The sequence below is a fragment of the Rhizobium lentis genome (assembly GCF_014200175.1).
Taxonomy (GTDB): domain Bacteria; phylum Pseudomonadota; class Alphaproteobacteria; order Rhizobiales; family Rhizobiaceae; genus Rhizobium; species Rhizobium mulingense.
This window is the reverse complement of sequence record NZ_JACHBD010000005.1, coordinates 347532-366919: the sequence shown is the minus strand read 5'-3', so window position 1 is coordinate 366919 and position 19388 is coordinate 347532. Positions and strand designations below refer to the sequence as shown.

Sequence of the window (19388 nt, the reverse complement as noted above, 5' to 3'; positions counted from 1 at the left end):
AGTGCCTAACGCCCAAAGAGATAGGCGGCCAGGTCGCGCGCTTCCGCTTCGGATATGCCCGTGGCCGGCATTGCGGTCTTTGGCGAATAGGCTTGCGGTGTAACGATCCAGGCGACCAGATTATCGGCGGAATTGTTGAGCACGCCCGCAATGTAGACCCGTTCGCGCAGACCGGAGAGATCGCCGCCGACCTTGCCGTCGGCGCCCTCTATGCCCGGAATCGTGTGGCATCCGGCGCAGCCATAGCGGCGAAAGATCGCCGGTGCGCGTGCGGGATCGCCTTTCGTCATCGCGATCGCAGCGGCTTGGCGTTCGGAGCGCTGGCGATAGATGTCGGTCAAGAACACCGCTGCCGCAGAGCTGACCATGCAGGCAGCCGCGACGAAAGCAGGCAGAAGCGAGTTACGGGGCAACGATGTGCGTTCCACCTGCGCCTCCTTTTCCCGAGTCTCTGATCCACAATGCGGTCAGCGTCAGCGCTGCGATGGCGTAGATGATCCCTGCAGGTACCCACATCACCAGGCCCGCCATCTGCTGGTCCTCGAGCGGCGACAACCCCCAGGTCTCGGAGGCTCGCGTCTGCACCCCATAGAGCACTCTCGGCGCAAGTGTGATGAGCGCACCGAGAATGCTCATATGCAGCATGGTCAAAAAGACGTGCCAGGCAGCCAGTCCCCGATTCTTCTTCCAGATGACGGACCACCAGAACAGGACGGCGCTCGCGAAAAAGGAAAGGTGCTGCAGGCGGTGGAGGGGCGGGCTGTCAATCGTGGCGTCGAACAGGATCGGCGCGTGCCAGGCCCAGATCGTCACGCCGTGCAGCAGTGTCGCCACTGTGCCGTTGCTGAGACAGTTCCACGCGCTGCGCATCGCGTTTGAAGCAAGTGCCCGTCCCGTCTGGCGCCTGACGATCTTCGGTAGTCCCCAGAGCAGCATCGCCGAGGGCCGCGATAGCACGATCAGCGGCGCCGAAATGGCCATGACCAATTCATGTTCGACCATATGGAAGCTGAAAAGCTGTTGACCCAGCCAATGCAGGGGAGACACGAGCGCGCCGGTGAGAATGAACCAACCGGTCCAGAAGGTCACAAGCCTTTGGACGAAGGAACGGCGGCTTTCTAGGGAGCGCGGCCGGAAGCGAAGGCTGCCGCATGCATATAAGGCCGCGCTGAGACCCAGCGGTACAACGATCCAGGGGTCGATGGTCCACGGAAAAGAGCCGGAATGGGCATGGCCGTCATGGGCCGAGGCCGGTGCCGCCATAATGGCCAGCAAGGCGATCGTTGTTCCTGCTCTCATAGCCGCGGCACCCAATAAATGCATCCGTAGAGGGGAAGCCAGGCGAGGACGACAAAGTTCCAGTAAAGCGCGTTGTCTTCGACATCGCCGTAGCGGCGGGTATTGTCTGCATGCTTGGAAAACATCAGGCAGGCGAGAACGATCGTGTCGATGAGATCGGTGACGATGTGGATAGTGTGCAGACCAAGAATCGTCCAGACGATCGATCCGTAGGCGTCGTCGTCCCAGCTGATATGAAGGGCAGGAAATTCGAATACGCGGGGGATGAGCGGTATCGCGCCCATGAAGGCCATGGCAATCAACCCCAGGCGCACCTTGCGCAGCTCCTTGCGTTGCGCCCACCGCGACACCAGCATATTCGGCACGATGCTGACGAGAAGCAGCAGGGTGAGGACCGTCCCCGGAAGAAGATCCGGAGGAGGGGCTTCGATCGGCCAACGCGGCGCCAGGCTCATCAGGTAGAAATAGATCGCGATTGTCAGTGCAAATCCCATGCCTTCGATCAACATGAACGCGGCGGTGCCCCAGAAGGTCAGGCTCGCACTGCCCATGCCATGCAGGGGAAGCTTCGACAGGTCGAGTGCGATACGTTCTTTCATGACTCGTCCTCCGGAGTTTGCTTCGGCCAGAACCATCCCGTGAGGGTGATGGCTATCGGGATCGCTCCCCAGATCACCGCCCAGGGGGTGAAGATTGAACCGATCAGCATGACGCTGGTGGCGATGGCTGCCAGGAGCGGCCAGATCGAATTGGCTGGCATGGATTCCCGCGCTTCCGGCTCGGCTCCCGTAACGCTGCTGACAATCACTTCCCGTCGGTCGAGTCTAAGGCCTGTGGCCACCGGCAAGGTCTCTCCGTCCGCCCAGAGCGGTTCGGCGGATTGAACAACCGGGATGTGGCGAAAGTTGTAGGGGGGAGGGGGCGAGGACGTAGCCCATTCCAGCGTCGAGGCGTTCCAGGGGTTCGGCCCTGCGGCCGGACCGAATTTGAAGCTGCGCACGGCGTCGGTGAAGAAGATGAGGAAGCCGGCAGCCAGGATGATGGCGCTGAGGCTGACGAAGAGGTTCAAGCCTGCCCAGGGCAATTCCGGCGGATAGGTGTAGACGCGGCGCGGCATGCCTTGAAGGCCGAGGATGTGCATAGGGAAGAAGGTCAGGTGAAAGCCGGTGAAGATGAGGCCGAAGGCCCATCGGCCGAGCCTTTCGCTCATCATGCGGCCGGTCATTTTCGGGAACCAGTAGTAGATAGCGCCGATGAGCGGGAAGACGGACCCGCCGATCAGCACATAATGAAAATGCGCCACGACGAAATAAGTATCGTGAACTTGCGTGTCGAGCGGCACGGAGGCCACCATCACCCCGGTCATTCCGCCGATCACGAAGGTGATCAGGAAGCCGATGATGAAAAGCAACGGTGTCTTGAAGATGGGACGTCCGTCCCACAGCGTCGCCAGCCAGCAGAAGATCTGGGTTCCTGCGGGAATGGCGATCGCCATGCTGGAGGCGGTGAAGAAGCTGCTTCCAAGACGCGGCAGACCGGCGACGAACATATGATGCACCCAGAGGCCGAAAGCCAGCACACCGGTCGCGATCATTGCCAAGACTAGCGGCAGATATCCAAAAACAGGCCGCCGGGTGAAGGTGGAGATCATGGCGGATACCATACCCACTGCCGGCAGGAAGATGATGTAAACCTCGGGGTGGCCGAAGAACCAGAATAGGTGCTGCCAGAGAAGGGCGTCGCCACCCTCCGAAGGGTTGTAGAACTGCGTGCCGACCAGCCGGTCGAGAATGAGCGACGAAGAACTGAACATGATCGCCGGCATCGCCAGAATGACAAGGAAGGCCGTCACCAGCATCGACCACACGAAAAGCGGAATGCGATTGAGCGACATACCTGGCGCCCTGAGCTTGAAGACGGTGACGACGATCTCGACGGCGACGGCAAGGGCCGACACTTCGGTGAAAGTGATCATCTGCGCCCAGATGTCCACCCGCTTCCCTGCGCCATATTGCGGGCCCGCTAGGGGAACGTAAGCGAACCATCCGACGTCAGGGCCCGTATCGAGCAGGAGAGAGATCCAGAGGAGCAGCCCCCCGGCCAGAAATATCCAATATGAAAAGGCATTCAGTCTGGGAAAGGCGATGTTGCGGGTACCGACCATCAGCGGGACCAGATAGACGGCCATCGCCTCCATCACTGGCACGGCAAAAAGGAACATCATGTTGCTCCCATGGACCGTGAAGATCTGGTTGTAACGGTCCGCGCTGATGAAGCGCGCCTCCGGGAAAGCGAGCTGGAGGCGCATCGCCAGCGCAAGCACGCCGCCGAGGAGCAGGAACATGAAGGCTGTCGCGATATAGCGCCGTCCGACGACCTTGTGATCGACCGTGGACAGCGCGGCCAACAGCCCCGACGGCGTCGACCAAGTTCGCCTGAGAAAGGCTTCGGCCGGTTCATTGCCGGCTGCCAGATCGGCGGGTGACGGAGTCTTGTCCTGGCACGTCATCGGAGCTCACTCATATAGGCGCTCAATTGCTGCAGCTCTTCGCTGGTGAGAGGAACCAAGGGCATGTTGTTTCCCGGCTTCAGCGTCTGCGGATCGGCGATCCAGGCGGCGATCGATCCCCGCGTATTTTCCAGCAGTCCCGCTCCGATCATGCTGCGGCTGCCGACATGGGTAAGATCCGGTCCTGAGGTGCCGCCCGCCGCCGTGCCGCGGATCGTGTGGCAGGCGGCGCAAGGCTTGCTCATAAAGACCAGCTTGCCCGCCACCGCATCGCGGTCGGCCGGCTCGACCGCCGCATTTCGCTGCGCTTCCAGCCAGCGGGCATAATCGTCAGGCTCCTCGGCAACCACCAGCAGAGCCATGTGGCTGTGCTGCAGGCCGCAGAACTCGGCGCATTGACCGCGATAGACGCCGGGTTTGCTGGCATGAAGCGTCAGTCCATTCTCGCGGCCGGGAACCAGGTCCTGCTTTCCCGTCAGGTTAGGTACCCAGAATGAGTGAATGACGTCCGTTGCCTCCAGACGCAGCCGGACGTCGGTTCCCACCGGAATATGCAGTTCGTTGGCGGTCTGGACGGTTTTCGCCGGATCCGCATTAAGATAGGTGAATTGCCACCACCATTGCTGGCCCCGAACGACGACCGTCGCAGGATCAGCCTCGCGCCAGTCGATGCTGCGCGTGGCGTAAAAGCTCGAAACGGTCAGAAAGGTTATGACGAGAACGGTCCCTACAATTGCCGCGCTTACGGCCCTGCCCATGGAGCGCTCGGTCTGAGGCCTGCCGGGCGCCGGGTTCCTCCTGCGAACCAGGGCCCACGTCATGACGACCATGACCAGCACGAAGACGACACCGCAGACCGCGACAAACAGCGATATCAACTCTCGAAGCTCCATGGCTGAAGGTCCATCGGCATTAAGAGCCGATTGCGGATCGCTAGTGCAGCCAGAGAGAAACAGGAGATGGGGGAATAGCAGGGAGGCGCGGGGGATATTCAAGGCCGAACACCTCGATCGGAACGGACGCCGGTCGGTCCCTCCTCGAAATGGCTTGCTGCCGGCGCCCGGTTCTCGGCCGGTCTGGTATGTTTGTCGTCGTTCCGGCTCGGCGCGGTATAGAGCGCCGAGTAGGCGCCGATCGTCCTGACGTAGCCCGCGAGCTGCCAGATCTGGTCGCTCGTCATTCTGTTGGCGAAGGAGGGCATGCCATGAGGTCGTCCGTCCCGGATAGATGCCACGATCGAGACCATTTCCGAGCCGTACAGCCACCAGCCATCGAGAAATGAAGGGCCGGTTCCGCCTCGCCCATCTCCATGGCACATAGGGCACCCGAACCAGGAATAAAGACGCTTGCCCTGGCCTAGATCATAGGCGGTGGTTTCATAGGGGCTGTCGAGGGCGAAATAGACGTCGGGAGGTGTCCCGCCGATCTTGTTGGGCATCAGTCGGAACTGGTCGAGCGCTGAGCTAACAGGGGGATCGGTGCGATATTGCCTCGGATGTCTTGCCGATCCGATCACGGCGCCGATAGCAAACGCGCAGAGAATTGCTGTCGATACGAACCAAATTCCTGGCTTTCTTTCGGTTGCTCGGTCGGGGGGCGCCGGTAACTGAACCAGGGCTCCCAACATGGCGGGATAGGCGCGATCCTGCCGTGGGAAACTTGCCCAGCCGATAGCTGCCGCTGCGGCGGCCACGCAGAAAAGCGTTGCTGCCACAACCCGGCTTCGATTCTTGCTTTGGTTCATCGCCGGGACCCCGGTTCAGGACCGCGACGATTGGGCGGAGAGGCTGAGACGCACCGGCAACAACTTATAGGACGGCGTTTTGGCCTTCGCATCGTGATGCGCCAGCGGAAAGAGCGGGTTCGCCTCCGGATAATAGGCTGCGCAGCAGCCGGCCGGAATATCGTGCCGCACGACTTTGAAATTCATGACGCGGCGCATCGTTACGACATCGATGGCCGTCGTCAGATCAACCAAATCACCCTCTTTGAGGCCCAACCGCAGAATGTCCTCCTCGTTCATAAAGACCACCTGTCTGGTCCCCTTCACACCCCGGTAGCGATCGCCGTAGGCATAGATCGTCGTGTTGAACTGATCGTTCGAGCGCAGCGTGGTGAGGTTGAGAACCTCTCCGGCGTCGGAACCGATATCGAGCTCGGGAAAGAGGCGCGGCGGAGTGAGGAAATTGGCTTTCCCGGTGGGAGTTGTCCACTTGCGCTCCCGCGCCGGCAACGGTCTTGGAATGCCGCCCGGCTGAAACATGCGTTTGTTGAAGTCCCTAAATGTTTCGGGATAGGTCGCTTCGATCGCGTCGCGGATTTTCGAATAATCGCCGATCCATTCAGCCCAGGGCACCTGGCCTCTCGTCAGTGTCGCCTTGGCGATGCCGGCGATAATTGCGGGTTCCGACAGCAGCTCGTGGCTAGCCGGCTTTGCCCTTCCGCGTGAGCCGTGGAAATGCGCCACCGAGCTTTCGATGGAGACGGCTTGCGGGCCACTCGCCTGTTCATCGATCTCGAGCCGACCGAGGCAGGGCAGGAGATAGGCGATCTCGCCGTGGATGACATGGCTGCGATTGAGCTTGGTTGCAATTTGGACGCTGAGGCGCAGCTTCCGCCATGCCTCTTCCATCGCGTCCGTTTCCGGGACCGCACGCAGGAAATTGCCGCCCAGCCCGACGAACGCCCTTGCCTCACCTTGCATGATGGCTTTGCAGGTATCGACCGTCGAGCGACCCTCCCATTTCGGCGGATCGAATTGATAGAGTTCCGACAGCTTGTCGAGGGGGACAAGGGCGGGCTTCTCGGTTATTCCGACCGTTCGCTGTCCCTGAACGTTCGAGTGTCCTCGCACCGCGCAGATGTTTGCGCCCGGCTTACCAACATTCCCGCGCAACAGCGCGAGATTGGCGACCATGTGGACGTTCTGGACGCCCATCACATGTTGGGTCAATCCCATGCCGTAGATCATCAGCACGGCTTCTGAATGAGCATAGATGCGCGCCGCCTGGATCATCTGTTCGCGGGTCAGGCCGGAAACACGCTCCAGCTCGGCCCAATCGTGGCGGCGGGCGGTCTCGGCGAACTCTTCGAAGCCCAACGTGTGCGTGTTGATGAAATCGTGGTCGAGCACGTGCTTCTTGTCGGCTGCGGCGATGGAAGCGGCAAACGCGACCGCCGCAGCGTTGTCCGGTTTGTCGGGGGCCGCGTCGGAGCCTGAAACCTTGCTCGCGCCCATCGCCTTCAAGGCATCGTCGGCTTCGATCAAGGCTTTGCAGACCCCGAACAGGGCTGCGATATCACCTCCGTTCTTCACCTGGAAATATTCCGAGGAAATTGATGTCGATCGGCCGGTCAGCATCTGGCTCGGCATTTGGGGGTTGATGAAACGCTCAAGGCCGGCTTCGCGCAACGGATTGAAGGTGACGATCTTGACGCCTCTGTCGGCCGCATCCTGCAGATCGTGCAGCATTCTGGGCGACGAGGTGGCGACGTTCTGCGCCAGGTAGAAGATGCAGTCGCAGTTCTGGAAGTCCGAAAGGATTGCCGTGCCGACGGTCGCTCCGATGCTTTCCGGAAGCCCCACCGACGTGCTTTCATGGCACATATTCGACGAGTCCGGTAGGTTATTGCTGCCGAAGATGCGTGCGAAAAGCTGGTACATATAGGAGGTTTCCAGGGAGGCGCGACCTGACGTGTAGAAATCCACCTGCTGCGGAGGAATGGCACGCAGCTCTCTGCCGATTTCGTCAAAGGCCTCGTCCCAGCTCACCGGTTCGTATTTATCCGTCGCGCTGTTCCATCGCATCGGGTGGGTAAGCCGGCCCTGCTCCTCGAGATCGTGATCGCTCCATTGCTCCAGCTCCTGCAATGTATGGGCGGCAAAAAACGCGCGGTTCGCGCGACGCGTGGTGATCTCCCAAGCAGTTGCTTTTGCGCCCTCCTCGCAGAATTCCATCGCATGCGGTTTTGCAGGTTTGGCCCAGGCACAGCTCACGCACATATAGCCGTCCGGTTTATTGTGATGCGCAAGCATCGACGACCCGGATCGCGGGACGTGCTCGCGCAGAAGGATTTCTCCCACAGATCTCGCCGCTCCCCAGCCGCCCGCCGTCCGTGCATTTTCACCGATTGTTGGGCGTTGTTTTGATTTCGTTGACATCTCTAGCTCCCCACAGTGCCGAAGCGGGAATCCCGCAAGTTATTCGCGGCCCGAACTCTCCGGGGAACGAACTGTTCCCGGCGGACCGGCGGAGGCGCCTGACGATTGCCGGGACTGAGGGATGAATGAAAGATCCCTGGCGGCTCAACAATGTCGCAGGCGGTCAGGGTGATGTCGGCGCTTCGGCCTCCACCTCAGCATAGATCTGGCCGCACATCGTCAGCGATCGCCGCATGGCAGCGACCCGGTCTTCGGCGTCTTTGGAGGAATAGGCCCAGATTTCGGTGGCCCAGCTCTTGCCATCCATCTCGTACTGAAGGGCGAATTTGTAGAGACGTCGCGCGTCTGCGTCGCTGCTTACGAAAGCGCGATCCGGATCGTCGGAGTGCTCTCTGCGGGGGAACCTTACAACATTCACAGCAACGTGCTCCTCGGGCCGCCTTGTCGCCAGGGCGCGACAGGCGCTTCAAGGACCAAACCAGACCGCTTGAATTTCGTTCCCTTCGATTGCCGTTGGAGCAGTTCATCATCAGGACGTCGAGGGGACGCAGGATGCAGCGAATGAGGGGGCGACGGCGAGAGCTGTGCCTCTCCGGAATCGGATTGCTTCCCTATCATGGGAGCGGAAGACTGGTATGACGGCGATTGACATTGCAGCGCGCACGGCACGCAGGCGCAACTCCCTTTTGATCGGAGAGCCCGTGGGGCTCTTCAGGCATAAGCAAAACTTTTCGTCACGCCCACGGACGGAACATTTCGTGCCATGACTTTCAGATCCTCGCGAACCATCTCCGTGACCAGCTGATCGAGACTGGTCTCGTGTTTCCAGCCAAGCTTCGTGTGCGCCTTTGTCGGATCGCCAATCAGAAGATCAACTTCGGTCGGGCGGAAGTAGGCCGGATCGATCTCCACGACACACTGACCTGAAGTCTTGTCGAATCCCTTTTCCTCGACCCCGTTCCCACGCCAATCAATCGGCATGCCCACCTTGGCAAAAGCCTTTTCAACGAAGGAACGCACCGAATGCGTCTCGCCGGTCGCAAGGACATAATCCCCGGGTTCGTCCTGTTGCAGCATCAGCCACATACCGCGGACATATTCTCGTGCATGTCCCCAGTCGCGCTTCGCATCCAAATTGCCGAGATAGAGCCTGTCCTGCAATCCAAGATGGATCGCAGCCGCCGCCCGGGTGATTTTACGCGTCACGAATGTTTCGCCGCGGATCGGGCTTTCATGATTGAACAAAATCCCGTTCGAGGCATGCATGCCATATGCCTCGCGATAATTGACGACGATCCAATAGGCATAGAGCTTGGCCGCCGCGTAGGGTGATCGAGGGTAGAAGGGCGTCGTTTCGCTCTGCGGAACTTCCTGAACTTTGCCGTAGAGTTCCGAGGTGGACGCTTGATAGAAGCGGGTCTTCTTGGTCAACCCAAGGAGGCGAATTGCTTCCAGCAGCCGCAGGGTGCCGGTTCCATCGGCGTTTGCGGTATATTCCGGTGTCTCGAACGAAACTTGAACGTGGCTCTGTGCGGCGAGATTATAAATCTCGTCCGGCTGCGTTTCCTGGATGACGCGGATGAGATTGGTCGAATCCGTCATATCCCCAAAGTGCAAAATGAAGCGAGGATTCTCGACATGGGGATCCTCGTACAGATGCTCGATACGACTGGTGTTGAAGGACGATGAGCGTCGTTTGAGGCCGTGAACGATATAGCCCTTGTCCAGGAGCATTTCGGCCAAATACGCACCGTCCTGACCTGTTATGCCCGTAATCAGTGCAACTTTTTGGTTCTTTGTCATACCCATATCCATGATTGCCCTCCAACTCGAACAATAGTGCGGCAGTTCATTCATTTATGTATTATCTTCGATTTCAAAGAAAATATATTATTAATTATTGTTTTCAGAGTATCGTCGGTGTGAGGCTGGTAATATTTCATCAGAGATTTGGAAAAAAGCTCTGAATCACTGAAATTATACAGCGCGTGTTTGTCGGGGCTTACATTGTTGATCGCGACAAGGATTTCCGAATTTCGCGGGCTTTTCATTTGCTGCAGGCTGAACTCGACCGCGCGACGGCTCGTCTTTCCCCATCTGACAACAGCCAGTGTTTTTTCCGCGAGCGCAGTCAGAAGCACGGTGTCTGTCGAGGCGAGCACGGGCGCGCTGTCGAAGATGACAATCCGGCCGGCCGCGCCCGCCACCTCGATGATATCTGTCAGGCCGTTCGGACGAACGCGTCGCTGAAGACTGAATTTGCCAGATGGAATGAAGTCGATACCGCTTGGATGGTGGTAGACGATGTCGCGGATATCTGCCTGGCCGTTCAGGTATTCGTTCAAACCCTGCTGTAGCCCCGACCTGAAGAACGAATCGAGTTCTCCCCGTCGAAGGTCGCCGTCGACCAGCAGCACCGGAATTGCCGCGGCGGCGAGCTCGATAGCCAGCGATCTTGCGACAAGCGACTTGCCTTCTCCGCTGTGCGCCGACGTAACGACGATACTGTTCGGCACCTTGCCCCCGTTGGATTGTTTGAGCGTCAGGATCACGGTGCGAATTGCCTCGTCAAACATCGGGACCTGCACAAGTCTGAAAATCGTCTTCGGATTTTCCTTCCGCGCCAGCCGTGGGATAAGTCCTGCCGGTATCGTGCGGGCCATTCCTGCTATCTGATCGAAACTCCGGACGGACTGGTCCCACATCTCGAGTACGAAAGCAGCGGTCACGGCTGCCGAGATTGCAGCCAGGAGGGCGCCCACCAGATAGAAGAGCCTTCCACGTCCCTGTGACACGAGCGGCACCGAAGCCGGTGAGAAAACCTCCAATTCCGCGCCCGGCAGTGTGGCCTTGGCGGCGAGGTCCCGACGCTGGTCCTCAAGCTTGTCGAGTGCGGCTTGCTCGTTTTCGGCAATACGCTGCAGTCGTGTCAATTCGGTCTGCGCCAGGGCATCGCGTGTGCGTTTTTCCTTAGCGACAGCCAAGATGGATTGCACTGCGTTGGCTTCATGATCAAGGGCGGCAAGCTTGGCGCGCATTGATTGGAGATATTGCTTGGTTGCGAGGTCGAGATCGATACGGGATTGTTCGATCTTCCTGCGTAAATCCACCACTGCCTCGGCATTGCTGTCATATAGCTCAAGCAGACGGGAAAGATCTTCCTCCTGTGCGCGAAGATCGCGTTGCTTCGTGGAGATGCTATCGGGGACGGCGATGTTCTGCACCGCAGCCGAAGGATTATCCGCGGTTTCGAGCGCCGATATCGTCGCTTTTACCTCAAGCCGGCTTTCCTCGATTTTACCTTCGCGCCCGGTGAGTTCCAGGAGGGTTTTGATACGTTCATCCTGAGCGTCCTCTTTCGATACGATGTCCATCGATTCTTGATAGTTGCGGGCAGCGTCGCGAGCAATAACCGCGCGACCCTTCTGTTCGGCAATGCGCTGTCGGATCCATGTTTCCGCTGCATCCAGGCGGGCACCGACACTGCCCTTCCGCTCGTCGAGATAAATGCTGACGACACGGTTAGGAACAGCGGCTGCGAGTTCAGCATCATTTGCCGTGAAGCTGATCTGGATAACTTCGCTCCTCTCTTCGTGCCACACTCCGAGTGCCTGATAATATTCCCGGATAGTGGCTTCGATGCTGTCTCGTGCCGCCGAAGCGGGCTTTTCCGTGTCGAAAAGGCCTCGCAGGTTTGCCCGGATACTCTCAAAAAACGAGACCTTCCGCAGCGCTGGATTGAACTCGTCCCGCATGTTAAGCCGCATTTCGCGCACGACTCGCTCTGCAATACTTCTGGATAAAAGCCGCTCAGTCTCCGATTTCACGTCAAGCGGATTGCCGCGGCTGGTATCCTCCGCACCAAGTGATGTCGCGAGAGGCTGGTGGACGATCAATCGGGCCGAGGCCTGATAGGTGGGCTTCAACCCAGAGATCATAATCGCCGCGGGCGCCACCAGCAGCAAGGTTATCGCAATGATCGTGACCATTCTTCGCCGCAGCATACGAAAGGCGGATGCGAGGTCTAGGTTATCCGCCTTGGTCTCGACCTGAGCGCGAGGATCATACCGCATTGGCGAGATCGGAAGGTTGCGGTCCGGCGGAACAGTGGAAATCGTCATCGTGCGGCAGCCCATCCTTGGTGTTTCGCGGATACGGTTTCGTAAAGTTTTTCAAGCGAGCGCATATAGACCATCATGCTGAAATAGTTGACATAATGCGCGCGCCCCTGGACGGAGAGGCGGATGCACAATTCGCGGTCAGATACCAGCTTTGCCAAAGCTGCGCCCAGGGCATTCTGGTCTCCCACCGGCACGAAAATCCCGGTCTCACCATCGGTAATGACTTCCTCATGCGCCCCAACACGAGTCGTTACGACGGCGAGCCCATGGGACAGTCCTTCGAGCACGGCCATTGCCAGCCCTTCGGCGTGCGACGGCAGGACCAGAATATCTGCACGCGCGCACAAGGCTCGCGCCTCACCGGCGTCAAGCCAGCCGGGCATCTCGACCCGATCGGAAAGCGCCATGGCGTCAGCCAGACGGCGATAATGCTCGACAGGACCATCGCCGGCCAGCACGGCCCGCCACCGGAGTTCTTTCATAAGCGGGTGGTTCAGGGCCGATAGAAGCTCAGTGACCCCCTTGCGTTCGCTCAACCGGCCGAGGAATACGATCAGCGGTGTCCCGCCGTCGCAAATATTATGCGTCCCGGGATCGGGGACGCAATTATGGGCGACGACCGCGCGGCGCTCGTCAACACCCAGAAGGGTCGTCAGCGTCGCGCGATCGCGCTGGCCCAGCGCCACGACACGGTCGGCATTCTGAAACATTCGACGTATGAGCCGTTGTTGACGCGGCGAGCGTTGCGCGAAATCGCCGGCGTAATCGTAGTCGTGAAGGTGCAATATGTGGCAGCACCCTAACAGGCGGGCAGCCTCGGCCAGGATCAGTTTGCGAGAAGTGCTGCCGCGGCCAGCGATGTGGATATGGTGAATGCGATCAGGCGTAACGATCCGGTCCTTTGCCATTGTCAGGATCGCCCCGACCAGTCGCGCCGGCGAAGTCAGTTTGGACCATCGAGCCCCTCTTGTATCGGTGACGAAATGTTTCGCGCCGGTCTCTTTCGCCGTCTCTATTATATAGCCGACAAGCCTGCCGATGCCGCCGCCGTTCTCGCAGCCGCCCGGAAGATAATGGCGGACGCTAGCCGCGCTGCGGGCCGCCGGCCGGCTTCTGTCTGTGAGGGCTTCCATCAGCATGACCCGACCACCTCCCGATAAACTGCCGCGGCCCGGCCGCCGACCCGTTCAGGCGAATTCGGCCCCTTGGCCCATTCGAGCGCATTGGCGCCCAACCTGATTCTAAGCTCGCCGTTGTCTGCCAATGTCCTGATCGCTGCCGCGAGCTCTTTGGGATCGCCGGGGGGGACCACCATCCCCAACCCGTTGGGCTCAACGGTATCCCGCAACTCGCCGACATCAGTAACGATGACGGGTTTGCCGAATGCGGCGGCAAGGTTGAGCACGCCGCTTTGGGAGGCTTCCGTATATGGAAGCACGACGATGTCGGTGTCCAGGAAAAGCTGGGCGACCTCTGCATCCTCGATAAAACGATTGCGAATATCATAGCGGTCGGCATGCCCCATAAGCGGCAGGAATATCGCCGGATTGTCGCCACGGCCCGCGACCGTGACGCGCAGGTTGGGAAGCGCGTCCTTGAGCATCGCTTCGGCCCGGACCAGATGTTCCAGACCCTTATAGGCGAATATCCGTCCGAACAGCAGGACGCGTATCGTTCCATCCGCTTCGCGCGCCGTCATCTTCCGTCGCCGGGCGAGCTCCGCATAGCGAAGGATGGAGGGGTGCGAAAGAACATGGACGCGGTCGGGCGATTTTGCATATCGGTCGAGGACCATCCGCTTCAACCCCTCGCCATGCACGACGAGGTGTCCGGATTGCTTCACCATCAGTTCGGGAGCCCAGCTAGGCAAGGTACGCGTATCGGCGTCGCCCGGATGGATTTCGACGTCATGGATCGTCGTCACAAGCGGGATAGGGCGCCAGAACGGAACAGCGAGGTTCAGCCAAAGCGTCGAATTGCTGAGGAGATGAATGAGGTTCGGCTGTTCGCGCCGGATCAGGCGCGTGAGCTGGTACAGGAACCACGGATTGGAGAGAGAACGGTGTCTCGGCCAGTCCAGAAGGTGCAGATCGACAGCCGGGTCGAAGGAAGAGGCGAGATGTGCATAGCGCCGGCGCGGCACGGCAAGCACAACATCGAGGTGCTGAGCAACGCCGCTGGCAAAGGAAATGGTATAGTCTTCCAGTTCGGACACCAATAGCAGCGCCTTCATTTCGCTACCCCCGGCAAGCCCACATCCAGACCGAACCGCGACAGGCCGCGCGCCGAGCGCAGGCTGTCGCGCGTCCGCCTGAGCAGGTTCGGCTCGCCGGCAAAGAAGAGGCCTTCGATGGCAAGCTTGACCCTCGTGAGCGCATCGGCGCCCTGCAGCTTTGCCGACGCAACGCGATAGGGATAGTGATCCCTCAGATGTAGTCTTGCCGGCAGTTCATGAGTTGAGAGAAACAGGTTCGTTGCTTCAACAGTATGCTGCCAGTGCGTCATCCGTCTCCTGAGCGTCGCGGCATCTTCGGTGGGGCGATACCAATTGTTATTGTGGATGCGGTAGAATCCAAGCGGATCCGGCATGGCGATCACATCCCCCAGAAACGGATAGATTCCCACGAGCCAGGCGTCGGCCGATATGCGGAACTGTTCTGGAATGTTGCCCGCAGCATCCCAAGCGCTGCGTCGTACCGCGACCGCCGACGTCAGCGGGAATGGCCACCAACCGGCAGAGCGTGTGAGCAGCGACGACAACGCGCCCGAACAGAGGGTTCGAGGGATTGGCTTGGACGTCGGCGTGCCATCGACAAGCGTCGGCTGCAGTCGATGATAGACGAGCGATGCTTGAGGGTTCGCGCGAAAGGCTGCAGCGGTCGCTGATAGCTTGCTCGGTGCCCACCAGTCGTCGGCATCCAGAAAACAGAGGATCTCGCCGGTGCTCGATCCTACCGCGGCATTGATCGCGGCGGCCTGTCCGGCGTTCTCCTGAAAGATCACCTTCACCCGGTTGCCGTATGCTTCCAGGACGGAGCGCGAGTGGTCGGTAGATCCGTCGTCGACGGCGATTATCTCGACATTGCCCTCGGCTTGGCTCAACACGCTGTCTATCGCCCGCCCGACAAAGCGTGCGTAGTTGTAATTGTTGATGAGGACACTGAGGGTCGGCCGTTCCATGACGCCCCCTCAGGTAAGTTGTCGCCATGCGCCGCTCTGCAGCGGCGCAAAGTTGCGCAGGAGGCCGAGCGTCACGCAGCCGACGAAGTTTAGTGCCCCGGTGATGGCGATATCCAAAGTACTGCGTCGACCGAACAGCGCCTGGCGCGGAGCCAATGAGATCGCCGCGACGATTGCTGCGCCGGTGGCGTTGGATGGAGAACTAGGATCATGACGCAGGAACATAGCAATCCTAAACCTTGCAGGCTTCGACTGCAGAAACAGCCTCTGCCAGAATTGTTGCCTCAGTCCAGTGGAGCGCGGCTTCACCACGATTCACAAGACATCGTCGCCACGGTACCGGTGAACGGACATGCGCAACATCTGCTCTTAAGGGCAATCATGCGGGCATACCGACCCGCCTTTGGGGTAATGCAAGCTCGGAGCTTAACCCCAACATCGCCTTTGGGTGGAGAGAGGGTGCATTAGGCGTAGCCCGCCGTTCCCTAGGACAGGTTGACTGCTGATGTGGCCGGATGATTGCTTGAAAGCAGTGCCGCAAAAGGCCGACACCTGTTGTTTTGATCCGTCGGATCAAGAGTCGCTTGTCTGTTCAACTCAGTCGGAACGGATCATGGGAGTAGCTAGCCTCAGAACTGCCAGCGGACCAACCATCAGTTGGCGGGCCATAGAATGCTGGGGCGCCGGCATATCCCTTTTTTTTCAGACAGGCGCCCTTCTGCCACTTATGCTGTCAGATGCGGACGGAACGCTCAGCGAATCTGCCAAATCTATACTGCGTCTTCCTTGCCTTCCAATATATGCATTTACAATCTTGGTCCTGATACGCAATTTTCCGCAATTTCTAACGGCGGTCAGGCGAAATCTGATTGTTCCTCTGATCCTTGCTCTGCCGTTTTTGTCGACCTTGTGGTCAATAGGACCTTCATCGACCTTGAGGCGCGCAATCGGTCTTTTGTTTTGCGTGCTTCTTTCCTACGTCCTGGCGATCCGTTTCACGCCAAGGCAGTTGCTGTTCCTGTTATTTATGACCCTGGGAGCCTGTATCCTCCTCAGTGTGGTTATCTCTGTGGTGTCACCAGCCCTCGCCACTATGCCGGATGGTGCGATGCGGGGAATCTTCGTTCACAAGAACGTGCTTGGCTGGTACGCGGCGCTGATGATCTTGGTGGCGACCGCCGTGCTGATCGACGGCAAGCTCGACCTGCGGCGAACCGCGTTCATCCTGTTGGCCGCGGGTATTATCTGCCTGGCGAGCTCCGGATCAATGACAGCAATCATTGCGACGACAGTCGCGTTTTGCCTGATCGGCTTTTATTCCCTCCTGCAAAGTAGCAGCAGCATTGGCCGCATCGTCATCGTCCTGTTTTTCGTTCAGCTGTCTGTCGGCATTCTGATTTCGCTTCACGAATTCCTGGTTCCGGCCCTTGAAGCGCTCGGCAAGGACGCGACGTTGACGGGTCGGGTGCCATTATGGGAGCTGGTTGATCGCGACATATCCGATCGTTGGTTGCTCGGTTATGGTTACCAGGCTTTCTGGACGGACGCCAACCCCGAAGCGGCGCACATCTGGACAAAAGTAGGATGGGCCGCGCCACACGCGCATAATGGATATCGCGATATCTTGTTAAGCTTTGGAATAATGGGAATGATCCCGTTTGCCCTGATGCTTCCCCATGCAATCCGCCAGGGCGCGTTCCTTCATTGTTATGATGCGCAGTATGGATGGCTCTGGCTCAATGTCCTTACGATCATGATCCTGGTGATGAATCTGACCGAGAGTATTTTTTTGGTTCAGAATGACGCGATCTTCATCCTGTTCACCACAGCCATCATCATGTTTTCGCTATACGCGCCCGTCGTTTCGAGCAGCCCTTCGCCATCTTGGCGGGCGCCTCGCGTGGCCTTATGAGAGGGTTGCAGAAATCATGAGGCGGCGTATTGGACTGATCCTGAGCATCTTGCCTGTCATGCTCTTTCCGAATTCCGGCATTTCGGCTCCAGCCGGGACAGAGGGGGATGCGCCCGAGCGCCTGCAGATGCTCATCCGGGACGCGACCTGCGCGGAAGCTTCCGCGACTTCGGCAGCCAAATTGAGTGGGACTTCTTTACGCGACACCTTGAGCAGCAGCACCGCGGCGCGGACAGTATTCTACGTTTCTCCCGATGGAAAAGACAGTTGGGGCGGCCTGCTTCCGACCGCAAATCAGCAGCGGAATGATGGACCTTTCGCCAGCATCGAACGAGCCCGTGATGCTGCCCGCGAGAAAGGCGGTCCCAATCTAATTGCGCTCGGTAAAGGCGATTACTACCTTACCCAGCCGATCGTCTTTGACGCCCGCGATACGGGTTTGATCCTCACGGCTAGATGCAATGAAGCGCCGGTTCTGCATGGAGGGCCACGCGTGGATAACTGGGCGCGGCAGTCCGATGGCCGCTGGACGACGCCGCTGACATTGCCGCCGGAGGAGAGCGTCGGTGACCTTTTCGTCAATCGGATACGGCAAACTCGGGCTCGATTTCCCAATGCTCCGGCTGATGGCGACCCCCGCAAGGGGTGGTTATTCGCGGCAAAGTGCGAACCTGCAATCGATATTTGGGAAGGAAACACGCGCTTTTGTTTCCGTGCCGGCGATCTTCCGGATGTGGGGAATGCGAGCGGGCTGGTCGTCGACATCGTTGGTGGGTATCAACCCGGAGGCCAGTGGGGCAATGATACGCTTCCGGTCGTATCCATCGATGGCGGCGGCCGGACCGTCCATACCAAAGGCACAAGTTATTTCTTTACCGCCGAAGGCAGCCGCTACTTCCTGACCGGCGCCAAGAGCTTGCTCGACGCGCCTGGAGAGTGGTGGCACGACGCTGCCGCGGGCCAGCTTCATTATACCCCGATCGATCAGTCGTTCCCCGATTCCGTCGTCGTTGCTGGCGTATTGCCGACATTCTTGAAGTTGGACGGGGCCAATGGGGTGGTTGTATCGGGGCTCGAGTTCAGAGACGGAGCGCCCCAAGGCAGCGGCAAATTTTTTACGGATACGAGAGGATTTGGCGCCATCCGAATCGAACACGCCGATGGTGTTAAAATCCTTGGCAACAATATCGAGAATGTCGGCGTCGGGATCCATGTGACGGAAAGCAAGGACGCGTTGATTGCCGGCAACGTGATCGCGGATGTGGCTGGCAACGGGATTTACGTCGGCACGAATTATGGCACCTTCGGCAAGTCGGACGGTGCCAGAATCCTTTCAAACTACATCCATGACATTGGAAAGATTTACATTGAGACAGCCGGTGTATGGTTCCAGGCTGCCGACAATGTCAGGATCGCCGACAACCTCGTCGAGAACACCGCGCAGTTCGGGATCGCCGGCGGTTCACTGTGGGGTTCTAATGACGCGGTCTATAACGCCGTCATCGAGCACAATGTGGTCCGTAACGCCAACCAGCAGACTGCCGATGGCGGCGCCATCAAGATGATGGGCGAGCAAGCCGACCCCTTGAACAGCACCATCCGCTCCAATGTCGTGACCGGGACCGGCTACCTTATGAACAGGCCGGACGGGACGTTCTGGCCTCCCGAATACGAAAATACCAGCGAATGGCCCACTCCCATCAGCTGGGCGATCTACACGGATGGAAAGGCGAGCGGGATCCGCATCGAAGAAAATTCGCTCTCGGACAACATATCGGCGATCGGCATCAACGGCGGCTGGAGCAACTTGGTGACGGGAAACGTGATCACCGGCGGATCGGGTGCGGCCTTTCGCGTCGATGACGGAACCGGCAGAGGCTGGCACCCACCATGGGCCAAGCCAAATCGTATCGAGAACAATGTCGTGTCGATCGACAGTAGCAACGGGCTTGCGGCATACGTCCACGCTCCTGATCACGGGCCTGGATATGTGCAGTTCGCGGGTAACCGCTACATTGGCAATTTGAGCAACCAGAGCTTCCGAGTAGATCCGAGGATCATGCGGTCCGGAGAATATGGCAGTCTGGCGGATCTTCAGAAGGCCGGCGCGGACTCGGGAAGCGTGGTCGCGCCCGAGTGACAAGGGCGCCGCCACTAGCAGAATTCTGCGTCGATTAAGCCTGGCTATGGCAACTTGTACTGCCG

General features: G+C 59.1%; 16 protein-coding genes. 2 read left to right on the top strand and 14 right to left on the bottom strand.

Annotated features, from left to right (window positions below; translation table 11 throughout):
- Positions 1-5 precede the first annotated feature (5 nt).
- The 14 genes from GGI60_RS14690 to GGI60_RS14625 all read right to left on the bottom strand — a co-directional run bounded on the left by GGI60_RS14690 (position 6) and on the right by GGI60_RS14625 (position 15496).
- Complete coding sequence (locus tag GGI60_RS14690) at positions 6-368, bottom strand: c-type cytochrome (protein ID WP_183917035.1); 363 nt, start codon at positions 366-368, stop codon at positions 6-8.
- Positions 369-402: 34 nt separating this feature from the next.
- Positions 403-1299: a cytochrome c oxidase assembly protein gene (locus GGI60_RS14685; protein ID WP_183917037.1), complete on the bottom strand. Its 897-nt coding sequence runs from the start codon at positions 1297-1299 to the stop codon at positions 403-405.
- Complete coding sequence (locus tag GGI60_RS14680; protein ID WP_183916876.1) at positions 1296-1898, bottom strand: cytochrome c oxidase subunit 3; 603 nt, start codon at positions 1896-1898, stop codon at positions 1296-1298. Before GGI60_RS14680 ends, GGI60_RS14685 begins: the two co-directional genes overlap by 4 nt.
- Entirely contained in the window at positions 1895-3808 is a 1914-nt protein-coding gene (gene ctaD, locus GGI60_RS14675; protein ID WP_183916874.1) for a cytochrome c oxidase subunit I, read from the bottom strand. The genes GGI60_RS14680 and ctaD overlap by 4 nt, the downstream gene beginning before the upstream one ends.
- A complete protein-coding gene (gene coxB / locus GGI60_RS14670) occupies positions 3805-4803 on the bottom strand; it encodes a cytochrome c oxidase subunit II (RefSeq protein ID WP_183916872.1) in 999 nt (332 codons plus the stop codon). Before coxB ends, ctaD begins: the two co-directional genes overlap by 4 nt.
- Complete coding sequence (locus tag GGI60_RS32030; RefSeq protein WP_409527264.1) at positions 4800-5522, bottom strand: c-type cytochrome; 723 nt, start codon at positions 5520-5522, stop codon at positions 4800-4802. Before GGI60_RS32030 ends, coxB begins: the two co-directional genes overlap by 4 nt.
- 45 nt (positions 5523-5567) lie before the next feature.
- Entirely contained in the window at positions 5568-7970 is a 2403-nt protein-coding gene (locus GGI60_RS14660) for an FdhF/YdeP family oxidoreductase (RefSeq protein ID WP_183916870.1), read from the bottom strand.
- A gap of 163 nt (positions 7971-8133) precedes the next feature.
- On the bottom strand, positions 8134-8388 hold the full coding sequence (locus tag GGI60_RS14655) for a hypothetical protein (protein WP_409527263.1): 255 nt from the start codon (positions 8386-8388) through the stop codon (positions 8134-8136).
- A gap of 293 nt (positions 8389-8681) precedes the next feature.
- Positions 8682-9785 (bottom strand): GDP-mannose 4,6-dehydratase, encoded by a 1104-nt coding sequence (gmd, locus tag GGI60_RS14650; RefSeq protein WP_183916868.1) that lies wholly within the window; start codon positions 9783-9785, stop codon positions 8682-8684.
- A gap of 38 nt (positions 9786-9823) precedes the next feature.
- Positions 9824-12091, bottom strand: coding sequence for a tyrosine-protein kinase domain-containing protein (locus GGI60_RS14645; RefSeq protein WP_183916866.1), 2268 nt, complete (start codon positions 12089-12091; stop codon positions 9824-9826).
- Positions 12088-13230 carry a glycosyltransferase family 4 protein gene (locus GGI60_RS14640; protein ID WP_183916864.1) on the bottom strand — a complete coding sequence of 381 codons (1143 nt, stop codon included), beginning with the start codon at positions 13228-13230 and terminating at the stop codon, positions 12088-12090. The genes GGI60_RS14645 and GGI60_RS14640 overlap by 4 nt, the downstream gene beginning before the upstream one ends.
- Positions 13224-14324 carry a glycosyltransferase family 4 protein gene (locus GGI60_RS14635; protein WP_183916862.1) on the bottom strand — a complete coding sequence of 367 codons (1101 nt, stop codon included), beginning with the start codon at positions 14322-14324 and terminating at the stop codon, positions 13224-13226. The genes GGI60_RS14640 and GGI60_RS14635 overlap by 7 nt, the downstream gene beginning before the upstream one ends.
- Complete coding sequence (locus GGI60_RS14630) at positions 14321-15271, bottom strand: glycosyltransferase (RefSeq protein WP_183916860.1); 951 nt, start codon at positions 15269-15271, stop codon at positions 14321-14323. Before GGI60_RS14630 ends, GGI60_RS14635 begins: the two co-directional genes overlap by 4 nt.
- Positions 15272-15280: 9 nt before the next feature.
- On the bottom strand, positions 15281-15496 hold the full coding sequence (locus GGI60_RS14625; RefSeq protein WP_183916858.1) for a hypothetical protein: 216 nt from the start codon (positions 15494-15496) through the stop codon (positions 15281-15283).
- Between the two features lie 388 nt (positions 15497-15884).
- On the opposite strand from GGI60_RS14625, the gene GGI60_RS14620 reads away from it, so the two are divergent.
- Positions 15885-17183 (top strand): O-antigen ligase family protein, encoded by a 1299-nt coding sequence (locus GGI60_RS14620; protein WP_183917029.1) that lies wholly within the window; start codon positions 15885-15887, stop codon positions 17181-17183.
- 16 nt (positions 17184-17199) lie between these two features.
- Positions 17200-19323, top strand: coding sequence for a right-handed parallel beta-helix repeat-containing protein (locus GGI60_RS14615; RefSeq protein ID WP_183916856.1), 2124 nt, complete (start codon positions 17200-17202; stop codon positions 19321-19323).
- Positions 19324-19388: the final 65 nt, after the last annotated feature.

Excerpts from the sequence above, each read along its gene's own strand:
- GGI60_RS14615 (WP_183916856.1), top strand. The coding sequence starts at position 17,200 with ATGAGGCGGCGTATTGGACTGATCCTGAGCATCTTGCCTGTCATGCTC.
- GGI60_RS14635 (WP_183916862.1), bottom strand. The coding sequence starts at position 14,324 with ATGAAGGCGCTGCTATTGGTGTCCGAACTGGAAGACTATACCATTTCC.
- GGI60_RS14620 (WP_183917029.1), top strand. The coding sequence starts at position 15,885 with ATGGGAGTAGCTAGCCTCAGAACTGCCAGCGGACCAACCATCAGTTGG.
- GGI60_RS14640 (WP_183916864.1), bottom strand. The coding sequence starts at position 13,230 with ATGCTGATGGAAGCCCTCACAGACAGAAGCCGGCCGGCGGCCCGCAGC.
- GGI60_RS14645 (WP_183916866.1), bottom strand. The coding sequence starts at position 12,091 with ATGACGATTTCCACTGTTCCGCCGGACCGCAACCTTCCGATCTCGCCA.
- GGI60_RS14660 (WP_183916870.1), bottom strand. The coding sequence starts at position 7,970 with ATGTCAACGAAATCAAAACAACGCCCAACAATCGGTGAAAATGCACGG.
- GGI60_RS14630 (WP_183916860.1), bottom strand. The coding sequence starts at position 15,271 with ATGGAACGGCCGACCCTCAGTGTCCTCATCAACAATTACAACTACGCA.
- GGI60_RS14685 (WP_183917037.1), bottom strand. The coding sequence starts at position 1,299 with ATGAGAGCAGGAACAACGATCGCCTTGCTGGCCATTATGGCGGCACCG.
- GGI60_RS14680 (WP_183916876.1), bottom strand. The coding sequence starts at position 1,898 with ATGAAAGAACGTATCGCACTCGACCTGTCGAAGCTTCCCCTGCATGGC.
- GGI60_RS14690 (WP_183917035.1), bottom strand. The coding sequence starts at position 368 with ATGGTCAGCTCTGCGGCAGCGGTGTTCTTGACCGACATCTATCGCCAG.
- GGI60_RS14625 (WP_183916858.1), bottom strand. The coding sequence starts at position 15,496 with ATGTTCCTGCGTCATGATCCTAGTTCTCCATCCAACGCCACCGGCGCA.
- gmd (WP_183916868.1), bottom strand. The coding sequence starts at position 9,785 with ATGGATATGGGTATGACAAAGAACCAAAAAGTTGCACTGATTACGGGC.
- ctaD (WP_183916874.1), bottom strand. The coding sequence starts at position 3,808 with ATGACGTGCCAGGACAAGACTCCGTCACCCGCCGATCTGGCAGCCGGC.